Raw genomic sequence first — 25,856 nt, 5'->3', positions numbered from 1 at the left:
TCTTATCAAACTGTCGCAGAAGATGCGTTACGAGAAGACCGAACGGGATTGTAGGGAAACCCGAGACAAGTACTATGATATTTCCCGGGACGAGGAAAAGAAACTGATTTAATTTACCTTACAACTGGTAGTCTTCACCCCTACTTGACCAAAAACCGACTGGACCATTTTCTGATCAACGCTCATATCTTTTGCAGCATACAGCACACCACAGGCACCTTGAATAAAATTAGTGGTAGGAGTCCAGTATTTGCTGTTGGCAATAATCATCATCTGGTAAGCCTGTTTAATCCCTATATTTTTGGCCAATAAATAAAATGCTTTATTAAATACGCCACTTGCCGTATGTACAATAAAACTTTGTCTTTCCTGAGGGTTAGAAATATGTGATTTTGCGTAAGCAACCAATTCTGGATAACTAATTGCGCAATAGGCCCCATGACTTTGAGCTAGATTTTTGTCGAAACAATCAGCCGAGCTACCATCGGAAGAAGGAAAATCCATAAAGCGTAACGCTTTACCAAAAGAATCACGAACAATCGTTTCACCAATACCCCAGGTTACAGTATTTGGCTCCAAGTAAAGTTTATTATAGAGCTGAGGAAATTTTTCCAGGAGATAAGCACGTGATGCCTGGCCTGCCATATCGGATAAAGATTCATTAAGCGCGCCAGACTGATCATGGTATTCAAGGCCTGAATGCTGTTCAGTAAAACCATGCGTTACTTCATGACCCGCTACATCAAGAGATACCAAGGGATAAAAATCCTCCCCATCGCCAAAAGACATAAATTGTCCATCCCAAAAAGCATTATCATAATGCTGGCCAAAATGGACACGCATGACTAACTGCATTGGGGTTCCATTTGTATTTTGCAGTGCATTGACCCCATACCATTCTTTATACATATCTACTATGGTCTGACCAAAATAATAAGCATCATTGCTCGGTGAAAATGCACCATTGATGTTTTCCTCTATATTCTTGCTACAAGGATATTGAAAAGGAGTACTTAAAAGATCATTCCAATCCCAGGCAGCTCCCAGATTGACCAGCTTTACCTTCGCGATATCCATGATGCATTGGCTACCATTTTGAGCTACTTCTAAAAAAGGCAATCCATCTCTTCCATACCAGTATTCATGAACTTTTTCATTTCCACCCGGGCCGCTATCCATAAAATTTTTTATGTTATTCCACTGCTTGGTGATTTCACCGCTTTGTGCATCGACAATAAAAAATGGCCACGCTGGCTTATTATCATTTTGAGTGGTTTTAAATGAAACCTGATAAACCAGTTTCAGTTCATTATTTTGATCTGCCCTAATTTGCAATTCACTCAATTCCTCATAAGCAGGCATTTGTGAATTAAAACTGAACCAGGATTTTTTAGCCAAATCAACAGCCTCTTTTGACGTCAGTAAGGGCTTTGTATTCAGTTGGATGTCGTTAAGTAAATGTCCATTGACTTGTGCATCCTCTTTAGTAATCATAATTTGTGCACCAACGACAGGGATTCCCCGATACATTTGTTGGTATCTCATGATCGTTTTTGAGTGCTCTTGGGTCTGATTCACTTGCTGCAATGCATTCTTTTCCGCAGTTGGAGCGGCTGCTCGAGCGCTTATTTTTGGTTGTTTGAGTGAAAATTGGTTCAAACTGCTTAATGGGGCTTGATATAAATCCAACTCTGTTACAGCGAATGCATTACAAGTGACTAAGACAAGAGTAACGTTTAGAAGTTTTTTTAACATAAAAATCACTCAAAAATTTACACAGACACCATGATGGCATGAAAATAAACAATCTACAAGTAAATTGCTCAACCAGTAGCTCTTTTTTATAAAGGTTCCTCCATGATAATGCCCCATCTCTTGCAAAAAAGAGAGGGTCTGTAATATGGTTGAATAACTATGCGCCCAGTTTAAATATAAGGATGAATTTTATGCACCGTGTGCAGCAACTGCCATTATACTTTTTTCTTTTTTTTATTGTTCCCTTTCAATCACTCTGGGCACTCGAATCATCCAAAACCGTTGAAAAAGCCCACTTAACCATGAGCACCGGTAAAAATGGTGTCATCTGCTCCAAGTCGTTGCAAAATTGCGTGATTCAAGTAAGCCAAAACGTGTCTCAATGTCTCTCAACCCCAGGCGCTGTTACCATTACGAATAATTCCAGAGTTCCTGCAAACAATATTCAGACCTCTTCGACCAACGGTTTTTTTTCCCTTTATGTCCTGCAAAATAACGGCTGTCCAGCCTCTTTATTACCTGGGAGGAGTTGTACCATCTCCTTTTTTACCAATACTTCAATTGCTTTCTTCATTTCCAATGTCATGGTGAAAGGAACCAATACCAATGCAACATTCTTTGATATGCAGGCTTTAGAGTGTCCCACACTCCGTGCAACACCTACTACAGTAAATTTAATAACGGGCGGCTCTTCGCAATCAATTACCGTGACCAATATCGGCACGCTACCGGCTTCAAATGTGCAGGCTTCTATCGCATCATCACCTCCTCTTGGCGTGGGTGTCGTGAGTTTTTGTCCGGCACTTTTAATGCCTAATAACACGTGTCAAATCACCTATCAACCAGGAGTTACACCAGGGAATACTACGTCAACAGTCTTTGGAACAAACACAGCAAACTCCGTTCCAATAGCCATCAACGTAAGTATGTCACCTACAACAACGCTTTCTGTTCCTACTAATGCAATTATTCCTGCCGGTGATTCAGTAGGTACTAATATCCTTGTGACGAATCAAACCATCACTCCAGCGCTTAATGTCAGGGTTAATTTACCTGCTGAATGGATAGCAGCCGGGGTCACCAGTTCTACATGTGCTGTTATTCCAGGAAACGGATCGTGCATGATAAATATTGCCTTACCTTTTTTTACGGCTTTTGTTGCTCAAGGAGGAATATTAGTCACAGGGGATAATGTTGTCACCCCCCCCCTCAATCGCGTTGGCTTTTTCTATGGAGGGCTATTTAGTATATGCTGTTAGCGATTCTGCAGTTTTTTCTGTAGTGGATGACAGTGATCAAAGCGTCGGTTTCCCTTGGAGCATGATTTTTAATGATGTCCCTGGAATCACGGAAACTTCTACCAATCCACCCGATAATTGCGATGGAGCTACCAATGGTTCCTGTAACACAGGTGTATTATTTAGTTTTTATGAGGGAGGCCAGGCTTCCCCTGCCTCTGATTTATGCTTCCAAATTCCATCGGACAACACTGGGCCTGTAGCGCCAGGGACTTGGTATTTACCTGCAATTTGTGAATTAGGCATATTTACCTCAGGAGCAGGTGGCACGAGTGCGAATTGCCCTGCAAATACACCCAATATTGCAACTAACTTATATAGTTTAGGATTTCTTCCTGAGTTGTCATTAAATGGCCGGTATTGGAGCTCTACTGAATCCAGCGCCGACCCCACAAATAATGCATGGTTTCAGGAATTTTTTGCTAATGGAGTGAGTACTCAGGGAAACATTATCAAAAGCAATACTTATGGTGTTCGCTGTGCCCGAGTTTTTGGTCTGTCCTAACTAAAGGACTGTATTTATATGAAGGATAATAAATATGATGCACATTAAAAAATGGATGATACTTTTTCTTGGCTTCTGCTCTACTTTTTCTGCAGCGCATGCAGGAATTGTAGAACGTTACTTGCAAGAAAAACAAGAAGAAAAAATCCCTTTAATTGCTGAAAAAACAATTCAGCTCGCGTATTTTAAACAATTGCTCGATCATAATGATCCGGCTATGGGAACTTTTTCCCAACGTTACTATATTGATGAAACCTATGGTCCTAAAGAGGATTCACCGGTATTTTTCTATATTTGCGGCGAAGCCGCTTGCACCAAGCGCGCGCTAAATGGCGCAATCAGAAATTACGCACAAAAATTTCATGCCAAACTTGTTGCCCTGGAACATCGATATTATGGTGAAAGTTTACCTTTCAATTCATTGTCAACTAAAGACTTGCGCTTCTTAACTACAGAAGCCGCCTTAGATGATTTGGCTTATTTCCAACGCCATTTAAAAAATGAAAAAAACTGGACCGGGAAATGGGTTGCTTTTGGCGGTTCTTATCCAGGCTCTTTGTCGGCTTATTACCGCTTAAAATTTCCCTATTTGGTTGTCGGTGCCTTAGCGTCATCAGCACCTGTAATGGCTAAAGAAGATTTTGTTGAGTACGATGCGCATGTCACCCAAGTTGCTGGCTTACAATGCGCTACTCAAATGCGCGAGGTAGTCAATGAAGTGGAGGCCAGTTTAAGTAATCCGACGAAGTTGACACAAATGAAATCACTGTTTGATGCATCTGCAGTTACTGATCCAGTTGATTTTTTATACTTGATTGCAGATACCGGCGCTGCGGCAGTGCAATACGGAATGCGTGATGCTTTTTGCACTAATTTATCTGCAAGCCCAACACCACTCCAAGGTTATGCCGAATTTGCTAGAAAATTATATCAAGACATGCGGGTTAATGCGGTAGAGATGACAGCCCAAGGTGCTATGAGCGAAAATCCTGGTGATTATAAAGAGGGCTTGGGAATGCGCCAGTGGTACTATCAATCATGCAGAGAATACGGTTATTGGCAAAATGCCCATCCTAATTCTGCGCTTTCTACACGTTCTTCATTGATTAATCTGGATTATCACCACAGTGTTTGTCAGCGCTTGTTTGGTCTAACTCAACCGGCAAATATAACAGAACTCAACAATACTTTATACTTTCCTTTAATGGACATCCTGGCATCTAATATTTATTTCACTAATGGAGAAAACGATCCCTGGTCTACTCTTTCCTTGGCGGAAAAAAATGGGAACGCGATTAACCCCAAATTAACCTATCAATTGATTCAAGGGGCAGCGCATTGCGACGATTTACATAGCCCAACTTCGTTTGATTCCCCCGCTTTAATCGCTGCTCGCAAAACAATGGAGTCGTTATTGACGGAGTGGCTTAAATAAACTCGCTCAAATCTTCCCCACAAAATATGCATCAGCCCACACGCGGGAAAAAAAGTGCCTTATTCGCTTCAAATCACCGGCCAGTGCTCAGAATGTTCTGGGCGCTCATGAGCAAAACCAGAAATCTCTTCGCCGTTGCAATCAGACGATGCACCAATTCTGCTCTGAAGCAACGAATCCAATTTGAAAAAGCCGAAAAAATTGGCATGCCGCAGCAACCGAACTTCTTGGCATCTGAAATTCACTCATAACTCCCTTTGGCTTACCGAGTAATTAAGTTAACGGTACCACTATAAACTTACCCGCAAATGATTAATTTTTATTCTTATGGTAATTAATATATCCTTAATGTTTATTTTGTATACTATACACGCTGAGCGTTTGCATGGTTAATTTTTGATCATGCCTAAAAATTCAGATTGCAAAATTTATATTTAAGAGGTATTGAAATGAATAAAAAGATATGTGCTGGTTTAGCTGGGTTCTTTACACGTAAGGTTGCTAAAAACTTTGTTCGAATTACTGGATCCGCCTATGATTCACACAATGTCTCAGCGTTACAACGTCTTAAACAAAAACATAATGTTAAGTTGGTTGAAACAAACAAGCCCACAATATACAGAGGAATATCAGTAGAACATTGTCTTGGTAGCCTAGATTATCCTGGATTAGGGATAACGGCAATGCGTGCTAGCCTTGCTCGTCTTCTGAGATCTAAAAAATATACCTGTGTGGAAGATTTAAGCCCTTCCGACAAAAGTGAAATTATCAAGGCGCATGTCAACGGTTTCTCCCTGGTTAAAGGAAATACAAAAGTAGCTCATTCTTTTACCTATTGTCCTAGTGTGGCACTTGGTTTTGGACTTAGTGCAGCAAAAAAATCAATTTTCCCAAACACTTCACTAATCGGCATAGCAACAAAAGCCTTTGGTATACAAGCATGGGATGTCGAATATGACTTACCCAACATAGCTGGAGAAGAGTTTGGTACCTCTATATTCTCATATCAATGTGAAACTATAGTGCCTCATCTTAGTGTTCCTATTAACCATTGTATTATTGTAAATCAAAAATCATCCGATATGATTCACCTTGATGATTTAACTCAAGCAAAACGACTTGATATCACAGGGGAAGAGATGCTTGAATTAAGCATTATCCCAGCTGAGAAGATGAAAAAATATCAGCAACTGGAAATTGAAAAGGTCATTGCTTTTGATGATTTTATTACTTACGTTTGCAAAACCGATCCCCAAAAAATAGACCACTTAAAAGCAGCTGAATTATACGAGCAGTATAAAAACATTTCGAAAAAACAAGCTGAATTAGTGAATTTACCGCGTTATGAAAGAGATCTATGGGTGAGTGTGGCAAGTGAAGTAGCTCCCAAAAAGTATACGTGTATTTCTGCTCATGAAGATGGTTTTACTCTTGAAGTGCCAGCAAAAAGTGGTGGGGTAATTACAATAGAGATCTCGGATATTCAAGCAATGATCTGTCTTGCTCCATTATTTGAAAAGGATCCGGCACTAACATTAGATCAGGTAAAAAATGGAGAGCTTCCTTGTGCTTTGAATTACCTAACTGAATGTGTCCTTAGGAAAAATAAGGATTTAATTTGCCAATCTGGGTTAGAACAATGCATTGAAGAAGAAAATCAAAAAATTAAAGCTCTGGTTTAATAGCTCCAATTGCTTCTTAAAGCCTTGGGTTTCCTCAAGGCTTTAATTTTTTTCATTGAAACAAAAATATTATACTTGTGTTAAAATAACGACCAACCCCATCAGACAAGGATAGAGTTATGCGCGCTATACTAAAAACAGCTTCAACGTTAAGGACCAAACTTGGGGCAAACCTTAGAATGACAAAAGCGATTCCCCAAACCATTCAAAAGTTATTTCCTTTTTCACCGCTTCAACATCCTTTAGCTCCAGTCGTACAAAACTCATTAACCAACTCGCAACTCCGTGCCATGCATATTGAAGAAGACGAATTAAAATTAATTCAAAAACTTCATGACTCCAATAAGTTTTATATTCTTGAAGATCATAATAAGATCCTAAAACAATTTTTTTCAGCGAAGCAGAAAGAAGACTCCCCTCTTGGTAATTTGTATAAAGAAATGGACTATCCTGGATTTTTATCTCGATTAGTCACCAAAAAGTTTAAGGCTGTTTATGCTGATGGTCGACTCGTTATGCCGCGTGAACATACTGCTGAGTTCGCTAAAGCATACCAACAAAGAAAAGAAAAATATAAGTCATCTCGTAAATTATTAGAAGTAATTGGTACAGCGGAAGATGATTTACTCTATAAAGAGTATTTATCCCTGGAAGAAGGTGCTGTAAGTCCTTTAATTGTACCGCAGGCCTATTTTTTACCTCTTTCAGATGGAAGCCGAACCGAATTCTCACCCGTACTTTACGGGCTTAATTTACAAAGAGGAAGCCTGTTTGATGAATGGAAAAATGCCCACCCCTACCCTGTGTCAATAAGTTATCTTGCAGCACCAGAGTTCCGTAATTGCCTGAGCTTACAATATGATGTGTTAGCTTGCGTCCGTTTTGAGAATTCAGTCGGTGAGGCAGCCCATTTTGCTGCGCGCCAGACTCTAGCAGTAAAACAACCTGGATTTGCTTCTGTTCTTTCTTCTATTTATGGTGAGGACAATGCATTATCTGATTTAAATACCACCCAATCGAATACAATAACCTTTAATAGCCCTGTATTTGGTAAAGGTATTTTTTATGTTGACGCTTATAAAAATCGTTTAAAGCATAATCTCCATCAATTATTACTTCTTGCTGATCTCAGTTTAAGCGAAGAAGGGGCGCTTACGATTAAAGGTATGAGTTTGGGTGCATTTGCAATTCAAGAGATATTATATCCGATGGAACGCACTTTTTATGCAGCACTGGAAGAAATACTGGCTGAACTTGATTTGCCAAAAATTAAAAAAATTAATCTTATCAATTTTCCCTCTGCTCTGGATAAATTTAGTGATCCCAGGGATCGCGAATATGCTTTATTAATCGGCCATATAATTAAAACTAAGACGATCAATGTGCATGGAAGAACCATTGAGGTTAACACCAGTGTTGGTGCTCCCTTAGCAGCACAACCCGAAAAAAATTTAGCGACACATATTTGTGGGGATTCTTTATCCTTTCCAGGAAATGAAGCTCATGCGGGAATTCCTCCAAAAGTTAGTAGCGATGATTCCGTCATGCATTATGCAGGAGGTTGTTTTTCGATGACTAAAGATATCCAATCATCCTCTTTAGACATTCAGAACAAAATGCATGTGATAAGTGGTAATAGAGCAACCTTATTTAATCAGTATGAATCTAGAAATGAAAAGGAAACTCCAGAGTTACGGAGCCAATTTAGGAGCACTTGCTGAACTTGAGCTGTATTTACTATGTAAATTGGCTTCACAGTAAATCCTATAGATTACTATTTTGGTTAAACTGTCCTGAATTTCTATGCCGTACAGTGTAGCCTGGGTGCAGCGCAGCAGAACCCAGGCTACAATGCATCCAAGTAATGTGAAAAATTCCCCGTGACCTGTTATGAAAATTAGGCCGTTTGACTCAAGCCAGCAAAATAGGAACAGCTAGTAAAATCCGTTAAATAGGTTGTATTAGAAATTAGAATCTGCCGCTACGAAAATCATCTAACGCTTGTATTATTTCTTCCTGAGTATTCATTACAAATGGCCCATGGCGGGTGATCGGTTCATGAAGCCTGGCAGCTGCAATCATAATGCATTGACTTGCTGCTTCACCTTTCAAAAATAAAACATCTCCGCTTCCAAGTTTTGCCAAAGTATCGTGTTGCACTAATTGCTCACCTATGCGAACGGTTCCGGAAATCACAAGCAGAATCGCTTGGTAATCATTAGGTATATGCTGTTGCATGCTTGCACCAGGGGGCAAGATAATATCAAATAATAACGGTTGTGTGGCAATGCCTGAAATTGGCGAATGTGTTCCTTCATCTGTCTTACCCGCAATAACCTTTATTTGAGCACCAGTGTCATTTGTCTCCACCGGCAATTGAGTGCTGTGCATTTCTTGATAACGTGGCGCACGCATTTTCTCTACCGCAGGTAAATTCAACCACAACTGCAACCCGTGTAATCTGCCATTGGGCGATGGCATTTCTGAGTGAATAATTCCTTTGCCAGCAGTCATCCATTGCACATCCCCGGCACCAATAACTCCTTTATGCCCTTTATTGTCTTCATGAGTAATACTGCCATCAAGTAAATAAGTAATTGTCTCAAAACCACGGTGCGGATGCGGAGGAAAACCAGCCATATAATCTAAAGGCTCAGAACTATTGAAATAATCAAGTAAAAGAAGAGGCTCAAAATCATTGCTCCTCTCGATACCAATGTAGCGATGTAGTTTTACACCACCACCTTCACGGACCAGGATCCCTTTGATTAATCGCTCTACTTTAATTTCGCTCATGAATATACTCCATGTTAGAAACATTAACATCCATCATTGCTATATAGCATAGTCCAAAATTCGTCATTCGATATAGATGTTAAAATTAAGCCTAAATAAAACCAATCCTTATTGAGTATTAATACACAATCCCTTCCAAAACATCCAACAAAATATCATACACATTTATCTGATTCGACTTTTGTTGATCGTTTAAGATGAATAAGTTCCCTCAGCATAATGTCTCCAATTTGTACTCATTAACGTCTATGAAACAAACCGCTCATTTTGAACAAAAATCCACCTGTGCTATGCTTAAAAAATAAACATTGTAATTAAAAACAACCACACCTGCTTAAAAATTTCCTGGAGGTCCAAATTATGTGGAGTAAAGTCAAAACCTTAGGTGGTTTAAATATAAGTCCATTTGGTGCCGTACTTCTAAGTCAGACAAAGGTCTCATTACCTGTAAGAATTTTCGCCGGCGCTAAAACGCTTGATCTCACAGGGTGTGATCACATCCCTCTTAAAAAGGGAAAAGTAAGTTATACCGAAATGCTTGACAGTTTGCCCAAAGGAACAGATATGGTACATCGAGGTATGGCTGGTCATGATGAACCAATCAATATTGCAACTGAAGGCGTAGTCGGGGGTGGAAGTTATGCTAAAAGGCCTTTTAATTTAGATCTTCCTCTATTTATACACAAACCCAAGAGCAGTGTGTTGCTATCCACCTCCCCGGATCCCTTCACCGTTAAAGAATACATGATAGGGTTTCAACTCATCAAAGCAAAGGGAGGTATTATCTCAATGAACTTACCCTATGTATTTGTTCGCCCACAAACCTCACGACATATCGATGAGGAACAGTTTCAATACTATCAAAATTGTCTTGAAGCAGCACGAGATAAATCAGATTTTACCCGAGTTGAAGACATTTTTAATCTTGCTGATGGAAATAATGAAACAACAGCTATCTTTGGCTCAAAAAAAGGGGAAGATTGGCGTCCAAGAATCCGTGATCTTCATAGTATAGTACTTGTGAACGACGCTGCTGGACGTATTTTGAGCGGCTTTATGAAAGCGGACAGGGTAGAGGCAACAACCATTGGTAATCCAGATTTTCATAAAAAAGTAATGTCGATAGAGGTTTTTACTACAGCCACAGGTGAAGGAGCTTTCTTTCAAAAACACCTTGACCGGATGACTAAACGAGCACACAAATTAGGATTAATCGATGATGGCAATAGAATTTTAACGCTGGCTGATGTTTCTAAGCTAATGAACTCTCCTGAATACCAAGAGGCTCTGAGAAAATATAGGACACATGGACAAACTATGATATTAAGCTCCGCTCCTAAAGATACTCCTATTGCTTCTGACGATCTGATTAAGTATGCACTTTTTTTAATTAAATCAAATCCTGAAAATGAACTTGTAACATCTCCCAGTGAGCTGCATATGTAACCTTTAGCAACTAGAATCCTTTTCTTAGCCTTCAGCAAATTGGAGGCTGAGGAATTGTTTTGGTTACCCTGGTATTTAAAAATAATTAATCGGGATTATCCCTTTTTGATTTTATCAGTTTTTATAATGGCTAAGGATTTAATAACTCATTCAATAGATTGCTCTTCCTGATAAATACAGCAGCCCTGGTCACAATATCTCTGTTTGTCTTCGATGATATAGGAGCACGCTCCCTAATCCATTTTTTGAACAAATTTTTTTTTAATCTATGCTTATAAAATAAGCAAACAAATTGAAAATAATATTTTTTGCCTAAAATTTGAATAAAATCATTGGGAGACCCCATTATGAGAAGATTAGGTCGATTAAGTGGATTAGGTATGAGTACATCCCGTTATCATCTTTTACGCTGTCTTTACCCAGGTACAGGATTATTCAACCGAAGCCGAGACCTCCCGAGGATAACCCATTCCGAGCATCATAAACACCCGCCTGCTGAAAAGGTAAAGGTAAATTATAAAGAGATGCTTAGAAGTTTGCCATCGGGCACAAGCATGGTTTATCGCGGAATGGCGGGTTTGAATGAGGCAGAAAATATCGCCCGAGATGGAAGACTTGGTGCGGGGAAATACCAGAAAAGACCCAAGGGGTTAGATGTTGCTGAGTTTATATTCGACCCTACTAAAAGTTGCTTGTTGCTTTCAACCTCACCTGATCCACACACAGTTAAAGAATACACCATAGGTTTTCAGCTCATTCAAGCAAAAGGAACTATCGCATCGATGTGTTTACCTGCGGTATATATTCGTCCTCAAACAGCACGACATATTGATATTGAGCAATTCGAACATTTCCAAAAAGTTCTCGCGGCAGAAGTAGAAATGGGGAACCGTACACGGCTAGAGAATATTTTTGATCTTGCTGAGGGAAATAATGAAACAACAGCAATCTTGGGAGTAACAAAAGATGATGACTGGCGCCCGTTATTTGACACCGATGTTCATAGTATGATGATTGTGCAGGCCGCTGGGCGTATTTGGAGTGGCTTTGCAAAAGCGGATGAAGTAGAAACGACAACCATTGTAAATCCAAACTTTCGTAAAAGAATCATGTCGCTGGAAGTTTTCTCAACCCTTACTGGACAAGGGGCCCTGTATGACAAATACCTTGCAAGAATGAACGAGCGAGCCAGAGGATTTGGACTTATTGACAAAGACAGTAGAATCTTAACTCTGCACGATGCGTCTTATCTAATGAGTTCTGTTAAATACATGGCTATACTGGATTCATTTAAGGCAACTGGCGAAACGATTGCATTGAAAGGTGTTCCGAAAGGTATACCTACTGGCAAGGAACTCGTTGACTATGTACTCTCTGTAATTATGGATTATCCTGAAAAAGAGGAAGTTGAAGAAATTACCGATGAGCATACTAAGGATTTATCTTAATAACAAAACAAAATTTCTTTTCTTAGCTTCCCAATAAGTGGGAAGCTAAGAAAACGTTATTTATTCTGCTCATTAATTTTCACTAAGTTGTTCTTGGAATTATCTTTCTAGAAAGATAATTGAACCCGTTGCATAATCACCCGTTCATTGGGAGGAGAAAAAATTGCGATTAGGTTTTAACGACCCAAATATAAAAGGTTCTTGAGTCAAATTAAATCTTCTACTGTCCGTTCTTTAATAGCGAGCGAGCAGCCCGGTTCACGACGCTTAAAGTGTTTACGACACGTCGATGAATACATATTATTACCGCCAATAACGACTTGCTCGCCTTCGGTAATCACCTCACCCTGGGCATTTAATCGTAAGATCATCGTCGCTTTACGTCCGCAGTGGCAGATGGTTTTAAGCTCAACTAACTCATCCGCCCAAGCCAAAAGATATTGACTTCCCTCAAATAACTCACCACGAAAATCAGTACGTAATCCATATGCGAGCACAGGAATACCCAGTTGGTCAGTAATTTCCGTTAATTGATGAACTTGTACCCGCGTTAAAAATTGAGCTTCATCAACCAAAACACACGCGTATTTTTTTTCTTGCATTAGAACGTGCTTGTACAGATCGTCTTCAGGATTAAAAATCAACGCGTGTTCAGATAAGCCAATACGCGAATGAATAGCCCCGTGCTGAAAACGATTATCTATTGCCGGTGTAAACAACAAAGTCTCCATGCCGCGTTCACGATAGTTATAACTTGATTGCAAGAGGACCGTACTTTTCCCAGCATTCATTGCTGCAAAATAAAAATAGAGTTTTGCCATTGGAGCGTTTCTTTTTTTTGAAATACAGCCATCATACCTAAATCATTTGCCAATGGTCTACAATGTTGACCTAATTCATTAAATCCAAGCGATTTTAGGCGTGTTTTTTGATATAGTAAAAAAATATTTTTTTCCTGTTAGTGCTTACAAGAGAATAGATTTCTTCAGAAACTGTTTCTGCAGAAGCCTAATGAAGTAGTTTCCAAATATTGGATGAGATAATTATGACGAAAATAAAAACCTTATTTGTCCTATTGATTTTAATGACCACCGCATCCCTAAGTCAGGCGGATGTTCTGCTGAAGGACACTCAAGGCAATACCATTTCTTTTGCCTCTTTGAAAGGGAAATGGGTGCTTATTAATTACTGGGCAGGCTGGTGCAAATCCTGTATTGATGAAATTCCTGAATTGAATCGATTTTATCAAAAACACGAAAAAGATCCTGTTGTATTATTTGGAGTAAATTACGATGGACTACCGGTATATAAGCAAAAAAGGCTCATTCAAAAATTCAATATTCAGTATCCCTCGCTTGTTACAGATCCAGCGCTTGCCCTGGGATTAGGCGATATTATTGGCGTCCCTGTTACCTTCGTCATTAATCCCAAAGGAGAGCTGGTTAATACCCTTTATGGCGGCCAAGATCTTAAGACCTTGGATACGGAAATAGAAAAGACATAAATTATAGAAAACGAGGGGTTCAAAATGGATAATTGCTTAGATCCCCCATGTTACTATCCATGCGAACGGTTGGATTTGAGCACAGGCTGGGAGAAAATGTTTCTAAGCAAGCGCAGCATACATTAGTATGTGAGTATTGATTAGGAAGATTTTCTCGCAAGATGTGCCAAATACAGCCGTTCCTAGATAGGGGCTAAGCACTTCAGGAATTCTTGTGCGCAAACAAACGTTGTTTTTGTGCCTGAGTAATCCGAATCTTCAGTAGCCAGTCACCGTTTTCATTATATGACTCACTTAAAACAGAGCCAAGTTCATACAATTGTGCGCGTAATTTGGCTTGGGTTGCTTTAAGTACTACACGTTCAATAAGCACTGCTCCATGCAATTGAGTACTAATTGCTTCTTTAAGCAAATCCAACCCTAAATTTGCTGCAGCAGAAATCCAGACTTTACAGTTCTCTTCCTGATAATCAATTTTGTGCTTCCATCCCTCTTTTAAATCAATTTTATTGAATACCAGTATCACAGGGATATCATGCACCCCCAACTCATCTAAAACGTGTTGCACTGAAAAAACGTTGTCTCGCCAATGAGCGTCAGAAATATCAATTACATGCAGTAATAAATCAGCCTGCTGTGTCTCTTCCAACGTAGCGCGAAATGCCTCTACCAATTGATGAGGTAAATCGCGAATAAAACCTACCGTATCAGTTAAAATCACTGAGGAAGAACCAGGTAAGTTGAGTTGGCGCATGGTGGGATCCAAAGTAGCAAACAACTGATCTGCCACATAAATGCTTTCGCCAGTCAATGCATTGAATAAAGTGGATTTACCCGCATTGGTATAACCTACTAAAGACACTGTAAGCAAAGAGGCTTTTCGTCTGGCCTGTCGGTTTTGGTCACGGCTACTACGTACTTTTTCCAAACGTTTATTAATGTATTTGATGCGTTCTCGCAATAAACGACGGTCTGTTTCTAATTGCGTTTCACCAGGACCCCGTAATCCTATGCCCCCTTTTTGTCGCTCCAAATGAGTCCATCCACGTATCAGGCGAGTTGATAAGTGTTGTAATTGAGCTAACTCGACTTGCAATTTCCCTTCAAAAGTTCGTGCACGCTGAGCAAAAATATCGAGAATCAAGCCGCTTCTATCGACCACACGGCATTCAAATAAACGCTCCAGATTTCGTTCTTGAGATGGGGACAATTCATGGTTGACCAGAACCAACTCTGCATCAAGCGCTTTAACCAGCTGCGCAATTTCTTCCGCCTTACCTTTACCAATATAATATTTAGCATCAGGAGTTGCTCGAGTGCCTACAACACAATCCAATATTTCTGCTTTTGCTGAAAGAGCTAATTCTTCAAATTCCTGCAATGCTTTATCTGCATCAACTCCCGGTAGTGCTAGTTGCACTAATACCGCTCGCTCACCACCTTGAGGACGTTCAAACACGAACCAATTCTCCGAAAAAACTGAATCCGAGGCTGGGTAAAGGCAAACGCCTTCTCCTGAGAGATGTATAAATTTTCAGATAAGTGCTTTTCACCCAGAAATGAATTCTCTCTCATTGCCCGGAGTTCAGGTTGAGCCTAAGGCTCAACCCACAATGGGATACTCAAATTTTCCTAGTCTGCCACAGTTCCTTCGCTTCCACCAGTTTCGTCTTCAACAGGTATTTTTATTGCGCGAGAAGGAACAACTGTAGAAATTGCATGCTTATAAACCATTTGAGTAATAGAATTTTTCAGCATGACTACATATTGATCAAAAGAATCCACAATACCATGTAATTTGATTCCATTTACCAAAAAAATAGATACAGGCACCTTTTCTTTGCGTAATTCATTTAAAAAGGGGTCTTGTAATAAATGAGTTTTAGACATTGCCCACTCCTTGTTGTTATTGTATTTTTTAAAGGCAAAACATGCATCTGATCACTTATTCGACATTTTTTCATAAAACTTTAGATTAATTTCATGACAGTTCGGTTTTAATCCGTTAATATAGTCTCCAAATTTAACTCTAATGTCAGTAAAAAGGAATTTCGGTAGTACTTACGCCGGAAGAGAGCGAAGGAGATAACATTTATTTTTGCTGGAGTAACTCCTTTGTATAATTGTTTACACTTTCTCATCTTTATTTAAGGAGGATTAAATGGCATATACTCGTATAGAAATAATTGCGCTAGAAAATCCCTATGAGCAACTGAGCGATGGTGATGCATTGGCAAAGAATGCTGAGATGTTCAATACATTAAGCAATAAAGAACAAGTCGCCCTTGCTACTAAGATAATTCTTGGCTGTCCTGAAGCAAAATTCAAACAATATGCTCATCACATTAGAGCATTAGGGAATCTAACTAAAAGCGAGGATACATTCCACTCTACACTCTCTGAAGCATACCAAGTCAGACAGCGCATCAATTCATTGCTTGATTCTCGAAATAAAGCACCACACGCTTTATTTTTAGGGAAGGAATTTAATCCAGCACCGTTCCATCGGTTTAGCACTCTAGCCAAGCACGTATTGGAAAGCAATGAGCCAGCCATTGCAGAACGCTTGGCCTTGTGTGCATCCGAACAGGATCGCAGTCAAATAGCTCATAATGTAAGCACTATGTTCCCTAAGCACATTCTTGCAGAAAAAATTCAGATCGCATTTATACTGCGTCGGAATATAGAAAAATTGTTATTAGGAGACAATCCAGAGAAATTTTTTGCAAGTCGCGATTACAGCAAAGATACCTGCAGGATGTTCATCAATATGTTTCGTACCTTATTAAAAGGTCATGAAGAAACAATCGGAGAAAAATTATGTGCTATAGAATCTGACAGCGCACGAGCATCCATCAAGCGTCACTTAGAGTTGCTGCACACTGAAGTATTTGATGAAACAAATCCGTTCAAGCTCATTGCTGATTCACTGAGTGCAAAAGAAAGCTCTGAACAAAAGAAAACGGGGTCTCAATCCACAAATCCGCATGGTTATTTTAATAGCAGATCACCAACACCGCCGTTGAGTAGATCACTAACCAATGAGGCTGATGAAAAAGAGCTCGCCCAACGTAATAAAGAGGAAGAATATGATGAAAGCACACTCTGTGGTTCATTCACCAGCACTTCGTTTTAAATACATCTGCCCTTACAAAGTAAGGGCACTTTTTTTTGACCCTTAATTTCAAGAGAGGTAAGTTAATGACGCAAGAAAAACTGACTGTCGCATTAGTACAAGAAAAATGGCACGAAAACCCCAAAGAACATCAAGATAAGCTGGCCTCTGGAATTCATGCTGCAGCACAACAAGGAGCAGCTGTAGTTTGTTTGCAAGAGCTTACGCTAAGCCCTTATTTTTGTACTCGTTCAGATGTAAATTCGACTCCATTTATGGAGGATATTCATACTGGCCCTACTGCCCAATTTGTCAGTAAAATGGCAAAGGCTCATGAGATATGCATTACTGCCTCATTGTTTGAAAAAGCAGGCTATAATACTGCTGTGGCATACAGTAATAAGGGAGAGCTTATTGGCGTAACCCGTAAACAACATATCCCCAGCGGTGAAAAATACCATGAAAATTTCTATTTTAAACCTGGCGACTCCAATTACCCAGTCCATCAAATCGGAGCACACAAATGGGGATTACCTACTTGTTATGATCAATGGTTTCCTGAGCTGTCGCGAATTTACGGTTTAAAAGGAGCGGAAATTTTAGTTTATCCCACAGCCATAGGCGGGGAGCCCACTGCTCCTGAAGTGAATACGCAGCCGATGTGGCAAAAAGTTATGGTTGCGCAAGGAATCATGAGTAACACATTTATCATTGCAGCCAATAGAATAGGTTGTGAAGATGGATTGGAATTTTATGGAAGCAGCTTCATTAGTACACCTATGGGTGAGATTTTAGCGCAAGCGCCTCGCGACAAACCTGCGGTATTAGTAGCGGAACTAGACTTTAGCCAACGTGTATTATGGGGAAGATTATTTCCTTTTGCACAACAGCGAGAGCCTTCCACCTACCATGAACTTGTAAAACCACGTTAATCCCTTTGGAACTATCGACATTATGAACATCAGTGCACCATCTGAAGAAAACTTATATAACATCAACAACTGGGGTGAGGGCTACTTCAGTATTAATACGGAAGGGAATATCGAAATCAGCAAGGCACCAGGCAAACCTGGTGTTGAACTGCAAGCGATTGTTAACGCAGCAAGTAGGGCAGGACTCCATTTGCCTCTTCTAATTCGCTGTTCGGATATTTTACATGATCGCGTGCGCCGCATTAATGAGGCATTCGCTCAGGCCATAGAAGAAAACGAATATACAGGCCACTACAAACTGGTTTATCCCATTAAAGTAAACCAAGAACAAAGTGTAGTTAGAGAATTGTTGAAGTCCCCCAATCACTCTATAGGGTTGGAGGCTGGCTCAAAACCCGAACTTATGGCTGTAATTGGCATGCTTAGCAATCATCAAAACAGTACGATTGTTTGTAATGGCTATAAAGATAGCTATTATATACGCACTGCATTAATCGCCCAGCAAATGGGGCATAAGGTCTTTATTGTTATTGAGAAAATCTCTGAGCTGGATATTATTTTAAAAGAATCTGCTCGTTTGAAAATTAAGCCCTCTCTTGGCGTTCGTATCCGTTTAATCACTAAAAGCGCAGGAAAATGGGAACATACTGGCGGCGTCAAATCCAAATTTGGCCTTACAGCAAAACAGGTGCTTGAGTTAATCAATCAGTTAAAAGCGCATGATATGCTTGATTGCTTGCAACTCATGCATTGTCACTTGGGTTCACAAATTGCCAATATTCATGATATTCGTCATTGCATGCAAGAAGTATCTCGTTACTATGTCGAGCTACGCAAATTAAATGCCCCCATTGATACGATTGATGTAGGGGGTGGGCTCAGTGTGGATTACGAAGGAACTCATTCAAATCATGGCTGTTCCATGAACTACAGTTTGCATGAATACGCCACACATATTCTCCTTGCAATTCAATATCTTTGCCAGGAAACCAATGTTCCTGAACCCAACATTATTTCAGAATCGGGAAGAGCATTAACGGCCCATCATGCTGTTTTAATTTCAGATATTAGTGATATAGAAATAATTAATAAATCTCCCTCGCTTCCGGAAATTACCGATGAAGACTCGCATGTGATTCGTGATATTTATGATACGTATCATTCAATAACAGCAAGTTCACCCATTGAAATCTATAACTATGCGGAACATTCATTGAATGAAGCCCATTCTTTGTTTAAACATGGTGTTATTAGTCTGCAAGAGAAAGCTAAGGTAGAAGCATTCTATACTAATATAAGCATGGAGCTTAAAAAGCGGCTCAATGTGGAAAACCCTGCTGAAGAAACTTTGTTAGCAAAAATCAACGAAGATATGGCGGTTAAAGTGTTCTGTAATATCTCTTTCTTCCAGTCGATTCCTGATGCTTGGGCTATTGGGCAAATTTTTCCAATTGCACCTATTTCTCAGCTTACGAAAACACCGGCCATGCATAGTGTATTGCAAGATTTAACCTGTGATTCAGATGGCACTATTAAAGAATATCTTGGCAGTTCTTGCGTGAACTCCACATTAATGCTTCCCCCATATGACACTAATAATCCTTACTCATTGGGCTTTTTCTTGGTAGGTGCTTATCAGGAAATATTGGGTAATTTACATAATTTATTTGGGGATACCAATTCACTGGATGTTAAACTATTTGATGATGGACAGTTTGAGCTGAATGATTTGGTGAGTGGAGATACAGTAACCAACGTTCTGAATCTTGCTCATTTTGATACTAAAAAATTAGCGCAATCCTATGAGAAACAATTAATTCATGCAGAATTACCTAAGGAGACAACGCTTTTATATTTAAATGAGTTAAGAAGCATTTTTTCTCAATTAACCTATTTAGACGAAAACACTCGGAGAAGATAAGATGACACCAAAACAAAGTGGATTTTTTATGCCTGCGGAATGGCATCCACATGAGCGATGCTGGATGGCATGGCCGTGTCACCTTGAAACCTGGTCTAAAATAGGTCTGCAAAAAGCACGAACAGCTTATGCACGAGTTGCGCAAGCTATCGCCCAATATGAGCCAGTAACCATGTTAGTTAACCCAGGAGATGAAGAGTCTGCTCAAAGCTTGTGTAGCGGCATTACATTATTTCCTCTTCCCATTAATGACTCATGGACAAGGGATACAGGCCCCACCTTTTTATTAAATCAGAAACAGCAATTAGCCGGCGTCGATTGGATTCATAATGCATGGGGAGGTAACTATCAAGATTGTGCACTGGATAACCAAATTGCAGCAGCAATCATAAAACAAACCAAGGCTTTATCCTTTTCAGCACCTTTTGTTATGGAAGGAGGTTCATTCCATGTAGATGGCGAAGGAACCATTTTAACTACTCGTGAATGCTTGCTGAATAAGAATCGAAATCCTCAGCTCAATCAACAAGAGATAGAAAACCATCTATATAATTTTCTCGGCTGCCAGAAAATTATCTGGTTAAATAAAGGATTATTGGGTGATGAAACCGACGGTCATATCGATGAAATTGCCTGTTTTATAGCGCCAGGAAAAGTCTTATCTCTTATTACTCATGACAAAAATGATCCCAACTATTCTACGTTACATGAGAACCTAGAAATTCTTAAATCAACAACTGATGCAAAAGGGCGAAAGTTAGAGGTTTATACCGTAGAACAACCCCCGGCGACGTATCTTGATGGCGAACGATTAACCTTGTCTTATATCAACTTTTATTTAGCAAATAAAGGAATTGTCATGCCTGCTTTCGGTTATGAAAAACAAGATAAAGCAGCCTATGAACTATTCACACAATTATATCCTGATTATCAAATCACTCAAATTGATGCGCTGGATGTATTTGCTGGCGGCGGCGGGATTCATTGCATTACGCAACAACAACCGAAGACAACACGCTCTGTTCTTTGAGATATTTCTTACATTCTGTTGCTCTATCCGCGCAATGACAACTGCCATCAAAATACTATACTGTTACTCAAAGGGATGACATGGATTTGTCTGACAGGAAGTCAAATTAAGGGACCAGTACACGGAATGTACTTCGCTGCAAGGATGCAGCACACTAATCGCTTAATATATCTTATTTTAAGAAAAAGGCTTCTCTTCCCTCCTATTTGGTGGGAAGAGAGAACCCTGACTGATACTCTAAATAACCTCTATAATGTACAAGAAGTTATGTTTTCATTTTCTTCCTTCCCTGGAGGTTCTATAATGAGCGTTCCTTTAAAATCGCCAAAAACACCACTAAAACGCCCTTCAAACTTATGATGAAATAAAGTACCTGCTATAAGATGACTTTTAGCTATAAGCTCTTGTGCATTTGGTGAAGCGCGTCGTCTGGAATTGTGGATATCTGTAGTTTCCTCTAACTTTTTATTTAATTCAGCAAAGATCTCCTCTGCCGCGGCATCTAAAACCAGATCTTGACCTGTTAGACCCGCTTTATACTCGTTAGCGATATAAACGTCTGCTGTATACATATATGCTCCTAGTGACTCAAACAAAACATGTACTTATTTTTTCTTAGATTATTTATACTTAAGATTAATTTTTTTTGTATTAGGAATAAGGCTGTTTTTACTTGAGATAAAATGGTAAATTTTTTTTATTTAGACCCAATAATTAAAATCAGCGAACTTTATTTCATGGAAAACTTTCGACACATCCCAATAAACTCTTGCAAAAAAGATAGGGTCTGTAATATGGTTGCATAACTATGCGCCAGTTTAATTAAAAGGATGAATTTTATGCGCCTCTTGAAGCTACTACCATTATACTTTTTTGTTTTTTTTATTGTTCCCTTTCAATCACTCTGGGCACTCGAGTCAGCCAAACTCGAATCATCCAAAACTGTTGAAAAAGCCCACTTAACCATTAGCGCCAATAAAAATGGGGTTATTTGCGGTTCCAAATCTTTGCAAAATTGCGTGATTCAAGTGAGTCAACTTCAATGCCTGCCAAGCCCAGGTACGGTTATCATTACGAATAACTCCAGAGTTCCTGCAAACAATATTCAGGCCACTTCGACCAACGGCTTTTTTTCCCTTTATGTCCTGCAAAATAATAGCTGTCCAGCCTCTTTGTTACCCGGCAGAAGTTGTGCCATTTCCTTTTTTACCAATACCTCAATTGCTTTCTTCATTCCCAGTGTCATGGTAAAAGGAACAAATACTAACGCCACCTTTTTTGACATGCAAGCCATACAATGTGCTGCACAAACAACCCTCAGTGCTCCAGCTAACGCAGTGATTCCCACTAATGATTCCGTGGGCGTTGATATCACTGTGAATAATCTAACCAGTACTCCAGCGTTAAATGTCAGGCTCAATTTGCCTCCTTTCTGGACTAATGTCACCAGCAGCACGTGTGCTGTTATTCCAGCAAACGGCTCGTGTATCATACACATCGCTTCTACCGCCTTAACCCCTTTCGCGCCTCAAGGCGGGATACCCATTACAGGGGATAATGTGATCTCACCTCCAACAATGGCATTAGCTTTTTCTATCAATGGTTTCCTAATCTATTCGGTGGTGAGTCCCTTTGCTCATGTCATTGCAAATACTGATTTTAATTTTCCAGGCTCTTGGAGTGCAGACCATGTTAACATACCTGGAATTACTGAAACGTCTACAAGTCCTCCTGATACGTGTAATGGCGCCACTGATGGTTTCTGTAATACACAGCAAATAACCAGTTTTGACCCCATGTCTATTGCCGCTGGTAGCTGTTTTTTTGAAACGGTACCCATGGGCACTTGGTATCTGCCTTCTATTTGTGAGCTGGGAACTTCAGGCGGCGCAGGTTGCTCTGCTAGCACCTCAACGATTTTTAACTTATTTAGTTTAGGATTTAACACTGGATTATCTGGACAGTATTGGAGTTCTACGGAGTCCAGCGTTAATCCTACAAATAATGCATGGTTTCTTAATTTTGCTATGGGTGCGCAAGGACTCGCTGACAAATCTGTCTCGTTTAATATTCGCTGTGCACGCGCCATTTTACTCAGTTAAGAAAGTAAAAGGCCTGTTGGAAAGACGCCAATGAAAACAGGCCTAATTATTCATTAATTAGGGCCTGTTTACAATTCGCTAACTTGAGTCAAAATGCTGCGATTTTGAGCACCGAAACGGAGCATACATGAAGATGTGAGTATCGGAGCGCATAAAATCACAACATTTAGGCCAAAAGAGTAGAATTGTAAATAAACCCTACACATATTTAAAATATGTAAGTACTTGGTGGGCAAATAAAGCAGATTTGGAAGTTATTCAGATAAATGCTGCGTGATCATATTAGATCACGCGCAATTTTATACGTCTATATTTTCTGCCTCTAAAGCATTAGATTCAATAAACTCTCTTCTAGGCTCAACATTATCACCCATTAATGTTGTGAAAATAGCATCAGCAGCAACAGCATCTTCAATGTTGACTTGCAGCATACGACGAACTGCTGGGTCCATTGTTGTCTCCCAGAGTTGATCAGGATTCATTTCTCCAAGACCTTTATAACGCTGAATAGTCTGGCCTTTTTTCGCTTCGTCCATGAGCCAGTCTAAGGCTTGTTCAAAGTTTTCTACCACAAGCTCTTTGTCACCTCGTTTAATATAAGCCCCTTCTTCTACCAGACTTGCCAATTTGGATCCTAGGTTAACCAATTCTTTATAGTCTTTTGAATAGAAGAATTCTGCATTCATGGGGATGTAATTTTCCATTCCATGCTGTGTAACGATTATTTGCGGTATAAATTGATTCGTGTCCTCTATTGTACGCACCACAACTTGGTATTGTTCCGTCTTGCTACCCAGTTGTTGCAAGCTTAAATGCAACTGTTTACACCAATTTGCTATTTTTTGTTGCTGATTAAAATCATCATTTTGCAATATCGGTAAATAGGCAACACGCTTCAGTATATCCATCGGATATCTTCTTTTATAACGCTTAATAATTTTTTCAACGCGTCTGTACTGCTTTACTAACTCCTCTAATGCTAAAGCGGTAATTGGGGGAATATCCTTTCCTGGATAGAAGGCAGCTCCATCTAAAGCACTTTGGGTCAAATATTCGAACAATGCCTCATCATCTTTTACATATTGTTCTTGTTTCCCACGTTTAACTTTATACAAAGGTGGCTGAGCGATATAAATGTAACCACGCTCAAGTAATTCACGCGTTTGTCTGTAAAAGAAAGTAAGTAATAATGTTCTGATGTGTGATCCGTCAACATCAGCATCCGTCATGATGATAATACGATGATAACGAACTTTATCTGGATCATATTCATCTGGCCCTATACCACAACCTAATGCGGTAATTAGAGTAGCAACCTCCTGAGATGAAAGCATCTTATCAAAGCGTGCTTTTTCAACATTCAAAATCTTTCCTTTGAGCGGCAAGATCGCTTGGAATTTTCTATCCCGCCCTTGTTTTGCAGAGCCGCCCGCTGAATCTCCCTCAACCAGATAGAGTTCTGATAGCGCGGGGTCTTTTTCTTGACAATCAGCAAGTTTTCCGGGCAATCCGGCAATATCTAATGCTCCTTTACGACGCGTCATTTCTCGAGCCCGTCGCGCAGCTTCTCTTGCGCGTGCAGCGTCTATTATTTTGCCGACAATTGATTTTGCACTGGAGGGATTTTCCAGGAGAAAATCATTGAACTTTTCTGCAACACTGGATTCAACAACTGATTTTACTTCCGAAGAAACTAACTTATCCTTTGTTTGTGAGGAGAACTTAGGATCTGGTACTTTAACAGAAAGAACCGCGGTTAATCCTTCACGAGCGTCATCTCCCGTAGGGGATACTTTGGCCTTTTTCGCATAACCCTCATTTTCGATGTAATTATTTAGAGTTCGGGTTAATGCGGCCCTAAACCCAGCCATATGCGTTCCACCATCACGTTGAGGAATATTATTAGTAAAACAATAAAGTGTCTCTTGATAGGAATCATTCCACTGCATGGAAAGCTCAACAACAATGTTATCCTTTTCAGCTGTCATGGAAAAAACTGTGGGTATAATGACGTTTTTATTTTTATTGAGATGTTCCACAAACGCCGTTATTCCACCTTCATAGTGAAATGTGTCTTGTCTTTGGCTACGTTCGTCAAATAAATGGATGCAAACACCAGAATTTAAATAAGATAATTCTCTAAGCCGTTTTGCTAAAATATCGTAGTGAAATTCAATATTTGAGAATGTTTCAGCACTTGGCTTGAACCAAATTTGCGTACCCGTAGTTGGTGCATCACCTGTTTCTGCCATTGGTGCATCTGGAACTCCGTTACGATAATGTTGCTCATGAATTTTACCATGGCGACGCACTGTTAAATGTAATTCTTCAGATAAGGCATTCACCACAGAAACACCCACTCCATGCAAACCACCCGATACTTTATAAGAATTATCATCAAATTTACCACCAGCGTGAAGTACCGTCATAATTACTTCAGCAGCAGATCGCCCTTCTTCTTTATGAATATCGACGGGTATTCCTCGTCCATCATCTTTTACAGTAATTGACTCATCGGTATGAATGGTAACAAAAATCTCTTTGCAATGGCCCGCCAGTGCTTCATCTATAGAGTTATCAACAACTTCAAAAACCATGTGATGTAGGCCGGTGCCATCATCTGTATCACCAATATACATCCCTGGTCTTTTTCTTACTGCATCTAAACCCTTTAGGACTTTAATATTATTTGAATCATAACTGGCATCAACGCTCATTAGTGGTCCTCTTAACCCTATTGTGGTGTTCTAAATACTTTATCATAGCATATTTTGTCCTATGTTTATATCTCATCGGAACTTTAAACTTAGCTATAACTGGTTAAAGACAGTGTCAGAAAATATGGTAGACATGCTTCCAATAAATTCCGCATACATTGCCTTTTTGT

Annotated in this window: 21 protein-coding genes; 13 read left to right on the top strand and 8 right to left on the bottom strand. The window is 39.7% G+C overall.

Annotation, left to right across the window (positions count from 1 at the left end):
- Positions 1 to 108: 108 nt before the first annotated feature.
- The gene (locus Lani_RS11470; protein WP_019232705.1) at positions 109 to 1,755 is read right to left on the bottom strand and encodes a M4 family metallopeptidase; all 1,647 of its coding nucleotides are present in this window, start codon (positions 1,753 to 1,755) and stop codon (positions 109 to 111) included.
- A 191-nt stretch (positions 1,756 to 1,946) separates the two neighbouring features.
- Between Lani_RS11470 and Lani_RS20605 the strand changes: the two genes are divergently transcribed.
- The 3 genes from Lani_RS20605 to Lani_RS11455 are packed head-to-tail and all read left to right on the top strand — an operon-like array spanning position 1,947 to position 4,993.
- On the top strand, positions 1,947 to 3,014 hold the full coding sequence (locus Lani_RS20605; protein WP_019232704.1) for a COG1361 family protein: 1,068 nt from the start codon (positions 1,947 to 1,949) through the stop codon (positions 3,012 to 3,014).
- Positions 2,986 to 3,558, top strand: a complete 573-nt coding sequence (locus tag Lani_RS11460; RefSeq protein ID WP_019232703.1) for a hypothetical protein — start codon at positions 2,986 to 2,988, stop codon at positions 3,556 to 3,558. Before Lani_RS20605 ends, Lani_RS11460 begins: the two co-directional genes overlap by 29 nt.
- A 34-nt stretch (positions 3,559 to 3,592) precedes the next feature.
- Positions 3,593 to 4,993, top strand: coding sequence for a S28 family serine protease (locus Lani_RS11455; protein ID WP_019232702.1), 1,401 nt, complete (start codon positions 3,593 to 3,595; stop codon positions 4,991 to 4,993).
- 68 nt (positions 4,994 to 5,061) lie between these two features.
- Here Lani_RS11455 and Lani_RS20205 read toward each other — a convergent pair whose 3' ends face one another.
- Complete coding sequence (locus Lani_RS20205) at positions 5,062 to 5,238, bottom strand: hypothetical protein (protein ID WP_019232701.1); 177 nt, start codon at positions 5,236 to 5,238, stop codon at positions 5,062 to 5,064.
- 204 nt (positions 5,239 to 5,442) lie between these two features.
- On the opposite strand from Lani_RS20205, the gene Lani_RS11450 reads away from it, so the two are divergent.
- Together Lani_RS11450 and Lani_RS11445 are read left to right on the top strand one after the other, a co-directional pair.
- A complete protein-coding gene (locus Lani_RS11450) occupies positions 5,443 to 6,675 on the top strand; it encodes a hypothetical protein (protein ID WP_019232700.1) in 1,233 nt (410 codons plus the stop codon).
- A gap of 119 nt (positions 6,676 to 6,794) precedes the next feature.
- Positions 6,795 to 8,396, top strand: coding sequence for a hypothetical protein (locus Lani_RS11445; RefSeq protein WP_019232699.1), 1,602 nt, complete (start codon positions 6,795 to 6,797; stop codon positions 8,394 to 8,396).
- A gap of 247 nt (positions 8,397 to 8,643) precedes the next feature.
- On the opposite strand, the gene Lani_RS11440 is transcribed toward Lani_RS11445, so the two are convergent.
- Complete coding sequence (locus tag Lani_RS11440) at positions 8,644 to 9,471, bottom strand: pirin family protein (RefSeq protein ID WP_019232698.1); 828 nt, start codon at positions 9,469 to 9,471, stop codon at positions 8,644 to 8,646.
- A gap of 360 nt (positions 9,472 to 9,831) precedes the next feature.
- Here Lani_RS11440 and Lani_RS11435 point away from each other — a divergent pair, with 360 nt between their 5' ends.
- Both Lani_RS11435 and Lani_RS11430 read left to right on the top strand, forming a co-directional pair.
- Positions 9,832 to 10,917 (top strand): hypothetical protein, encoded by a 1,086-nt coding sequence (locus Lani_RS11435; RefSeq protein ID WP_019232697.1) that lies wholly within the window; start codon positions 9,832 to 9,834, stop codon positions 10,915 to 10,917.
- A gap of 347 nt (positions 10,918 to 11,264) precedes the next feature.
- Positions 11,265 to 12,365, top strand: a complete 1,101-nt coding sequence (locus Lani_RS11430) for a hypothetical protein (protein WP_019232696.1) — start codon at positions 11,265 to 11,267, stop codon at positions 12,363 to 12,365.
- A 206-nt stretch (positions 12,366 to 12,571) separates the two neighbouring features.
- On the opposite strand, the gene Lani_RS11425 is transcribed toward Lani_RS11430, so the two are convergent.
- Positions 12,572 to 13,186 (bottom strand): thymidine kinase, encoded by a 615-nt coding sequence (locus Lani_RS11425; RefSeq protein WP_019232695.1) that lies wholly within the window; start codon positions 13,184 to 13,186, stop codon positions 12,572 to 12,574.
- 221 nt (positions 13,187 to 13,407) lie between these two features.
- Here Lani_RS11425 and Lani_RS11420 point away from each other — a divergent pair, with 221 nt between their 5' ends.
- A complete protein-coding gene (locus Lani_RS11420; RefSeq protein ID WP_040522155.1) occupies positions 13,408 to 13,869 on the top strand; it encodes a TlpA disulfide reductase family protein in 462 nt (153 codons plus the stop codon).
- A gap of 202 nt (positions 13,870 to 14,071) precedes the next feature.
- Here Lani_RS11420 and hflX read toward each other — a convergent pair whose 3' ends face one another.
- Together hflX and hfq are read right to left on the bottom strand one after the other, a co-directional pair.
- Positions 14,072 to 15,328, bottom strand: coding sequence for a ribosome rescue GTPase HflX (hflX, locus tag Lani_RS11415; RefSeq protein ID WP_019232693.1), 1,257 nt, complete (start codon positions 15,326 to 15,328; stop codon positions 14,072 to 14,074).
- A gap of 173 nt (positions 15,329 to 15,501) precedes the next feature.
- Positions 15,502 to 15,759, bottom strand: a complete 258-nt coding sequence (gene hfq / locus Lani_RS11410; RefSeq protein ID WP_019232692.1) for an RNA chaperone Hfq — start codon at positions 15,757 to 15,759, stop codon at positions 15,502 to 15,504.
- Positions 15,760 to 16,030: 271 nt separating this feature from the next.
- On the opposite strand from hfq, the gene Lani_RS11405 reads away from it, so the two are divergent.
- The 4 genes from Lani_RS11405 (at position 16,031) to Lani_RS11390 (ending at position 20,867) form a co-directional block, all read left to right on the top strand.
- Positions 16,031 to 17,005 carry a lpg0008 family Dot/Icm T4SS effector gene (locus Lani_RS11405; protein WP_019232691.1) on the top strand — a complete coding sequence of 325 codons (975 nt, stop codon included), beginning with the start codon at positions 16,031 to 16,033 and terminating at the stop codon, positions 17,003 to 17,005.
- A gap of 65 nt (positions 17,006 to 17,070) precedes the next feature.
- Entirely contained in the window at positions 17,071 to 17,916 is an 846-nt protein-coding gene (locus Lani_RS11400; RefSeq protein WP_019232690.1) for a nitrilase-related carbon-nitrogen hydrolase, read from the top strand.
- 22 nt (positions 17,917 to 17,938) lie between these two features.
- Complete coding sequence (gene speA / locus Lani_RS11395; RefSeq protein ID WP_019232689.1) at positions 17,939 to 19,837, top strand: biosynthetic arginine decarboxylase; 1,899 nt, start codon at positions 17,939 to 17,941, stop codon at positions 19,835 to 19,837.
- A gap of 1 nt (position 19,838) precedes the next feature.
- Positions 19,839 to 20,867, top strand: coding sequence for an agmatine deiminase family protein (locus tag Lani_RS11390; RefSeq protein ID WP_019232688.1), 1,029 nt, complete (start codon positions 19,839 to 19,841; stop codon positions 20,865 to 20,867).
- Between the two features lie 248 nt (positions 20,868 to 21,115).
- Here Lani_RS11390 and Lani_RS11385 read toward each other — a convergent pair whose 3' ends face one another.
- Positions 21,116 to 21,439, bottom strand: coding sequence for a hypothetical protein (locus Lani_RS11385; protein WP_019232687.1), 324 nt, complete (start codon positions 21,437 to 21,439; stop codon positions 21,116 to 21,118).
- Between the two features lie 267 nt (positions 21,440 to 21,706).
- On the opposite strand from Lani_RS11385, the gene Lani_RS11380 reads away from it, so the two are divergent.
- Positions 21,707 to 22,969, top strand: coding sequence for an Lcl C-terminal domain-containing protein (locus Lani_RS11380; protein WP_019232686.1), 1,263 nt, complete (start codon positions 21,707 to 21,709; stop codon positions 22,967 to 22,969).
- Positions 22,970 to 23,268: 299 nt separating this feature from the next.
- Here the strand turns inward: Lani_RS11380 and gyrB are convergent, their stop codons facing one another.
- Entirely contained in the window at positions 23,269 to 25,686 is a 2,418-nt protein-coding gene (gyrB, locus tag Lani_RS11375; protein ID WP_019232685.1) for a DNA topoisomerase (ATP-hydrolyzing) subunit B, read from the bottom strand.
- Positions 25,687 to 25,856: the final 170 nt, after the last annotated feature.

Source organism: Legionella anisa (assembly GCF_001467525.1).
Classification (GTDB): domain Bacteria; phylum Pseudomonadota; class Gammaproteobacteria; order Legionellales; family Legionellaceae; genus Legionella; species Legionella anisa.
The sequence above is the reverse complement of the archived record's forward strand: the minus strand, read 5'-3'. Positions and strand labels throughout refer to the sequence as shown.

What these genes read in the sequence shown, in the direction of transcription:
- Lani_RS11470 (WP_019232705.1), bottom strand. Translation starts at nt 1,755, where the DNA reads ATGTTAAAAAAACTTCTAAACGTTACTCTTGTCTTAGTCACTTGTAAT.
- Lani_RS20605 (WP_019232704.1), top strand. Translation starts at nt 1,947, where the DNA reads ATGCACCGTGTGCAGCAACTGCCATTATACTTTTTTCTTTTTTTTATT.
- Lani_RS11460 (WP_019232703.1), top strand. Translation starts at nt 2,986, where the DNA reads ATGGAGGGCTATTTAGTATATGCTGTTAGCGATTCTGCAGTTTTTTCT.
- Lani_RS11455 (WP_019232702.1), top strand. Translation starts at nt 3,593, where the DNA reads ATGATGCACATTAAAAAATGGATGATACTTTTTCTTGGCTTCTGCTCT.
- Lani_RS11450 (WP_019232700.1), top strand. Translation starts at nt 5,443, where the DNA reads ATGAATAAAAAGATATGTGCTGGTTTAGCTGGGTTCTTTACACGTAAG.
- Lani_RS11445 (WP_019232699.1), top strand. Translation starts at nt 6,795, where the DNA reads ATGCGCGCTATACTAAAAACAGCTTCAACGTTAAGGACCAAACTTGGG.
- Lani_RS11440 (WP_019232698.1), bottom strand. Translation starts at nt 9,471, where the DNA reads ATGAGCGAAATTAAAGTAGAGCGATTAATCAAAGGGATCCTGGTCCGT.
- Lani_RS11435 (WP_019232697.1), top strand. Translation starts at nt 9,832, where the DNA reads ATGTGGAGTAAAGTCAAAACCTTAGGTGGTTTAAATATAAGTCCATTT.
- Lani_RS11430 (WP_019232696.1), top strand. Translation starts at nt 11,265, where the DNA reads ATGAGAAGATTAGGTCGATTAAGTGGATTAGGTATGAGTACATCCCGT.
- Lani_RS11425 (WP_019232695.1), bottom strand. Translation starts at nt 13,186, where the DNA reads ATGGCAAAACTCTATTTTTATTTTGCAGCAATGAATGCTGGGAAAAGT.
- hfq (WP_019232692.1), bottom strand. Translation starts at nt 15,759, where the DNA reads ATGTCTAAAACTCATTTATTACAAGACCCCTTTTTAAATGAATTACGC.
- Lani_RS11405 (WP_019232691.1), top strand. Translation starts at nt 16,031, where the DNA reads ATGGCATATACTCGTATAGAAATAATTGCGCTAGAAAATCCCTATGAG.
- Lani_RS11400 (WP_019232690.1), top strand. Translation starts at nt 17,071, where the DNA reads ATGACGCAAGAAAAACTGACTGTCGCATTAGTACAAGAAAAATGGCAC.
- speA (WP_019232689.1), top strand. Translation starts at nt 17,939, where the DNA reads ATGAACATCAGTGCACCATCTGAAGAAAACTTATATAACATCAACAAC.
- Lani_RS11390 (WP_019232688.1), top strand. Translation starts at nt 19,839, where the DNA reads ATGACACCAAAACAAAGTGGATTTTTTATGCCTGCGGAATGGCATCCA.
- Lani_RS11385 (WP_019232687.1), bottom strand. Translation starts at nt 21,439, where the DNA reads ATGTATACAGCAGACGTTTATATCGCTAACGAGTATAAAGCGGGTCTA.
- Lani_RS11380 (WP_019232686.1), top strand. Translation starts at nt 21,707, where the DNA reads ATGCGCCTCTTGAAGCTACTACCATTATACTTTTTTGTTTTTTTTATT.
- gyrB (WP_019232685.1), bottom strand. Translation starts at nt 25,686, where the DNA reads ATGAGCGTTGATGCCAGTTATGATTCAAATAATATTAAAGTCCTAAAG.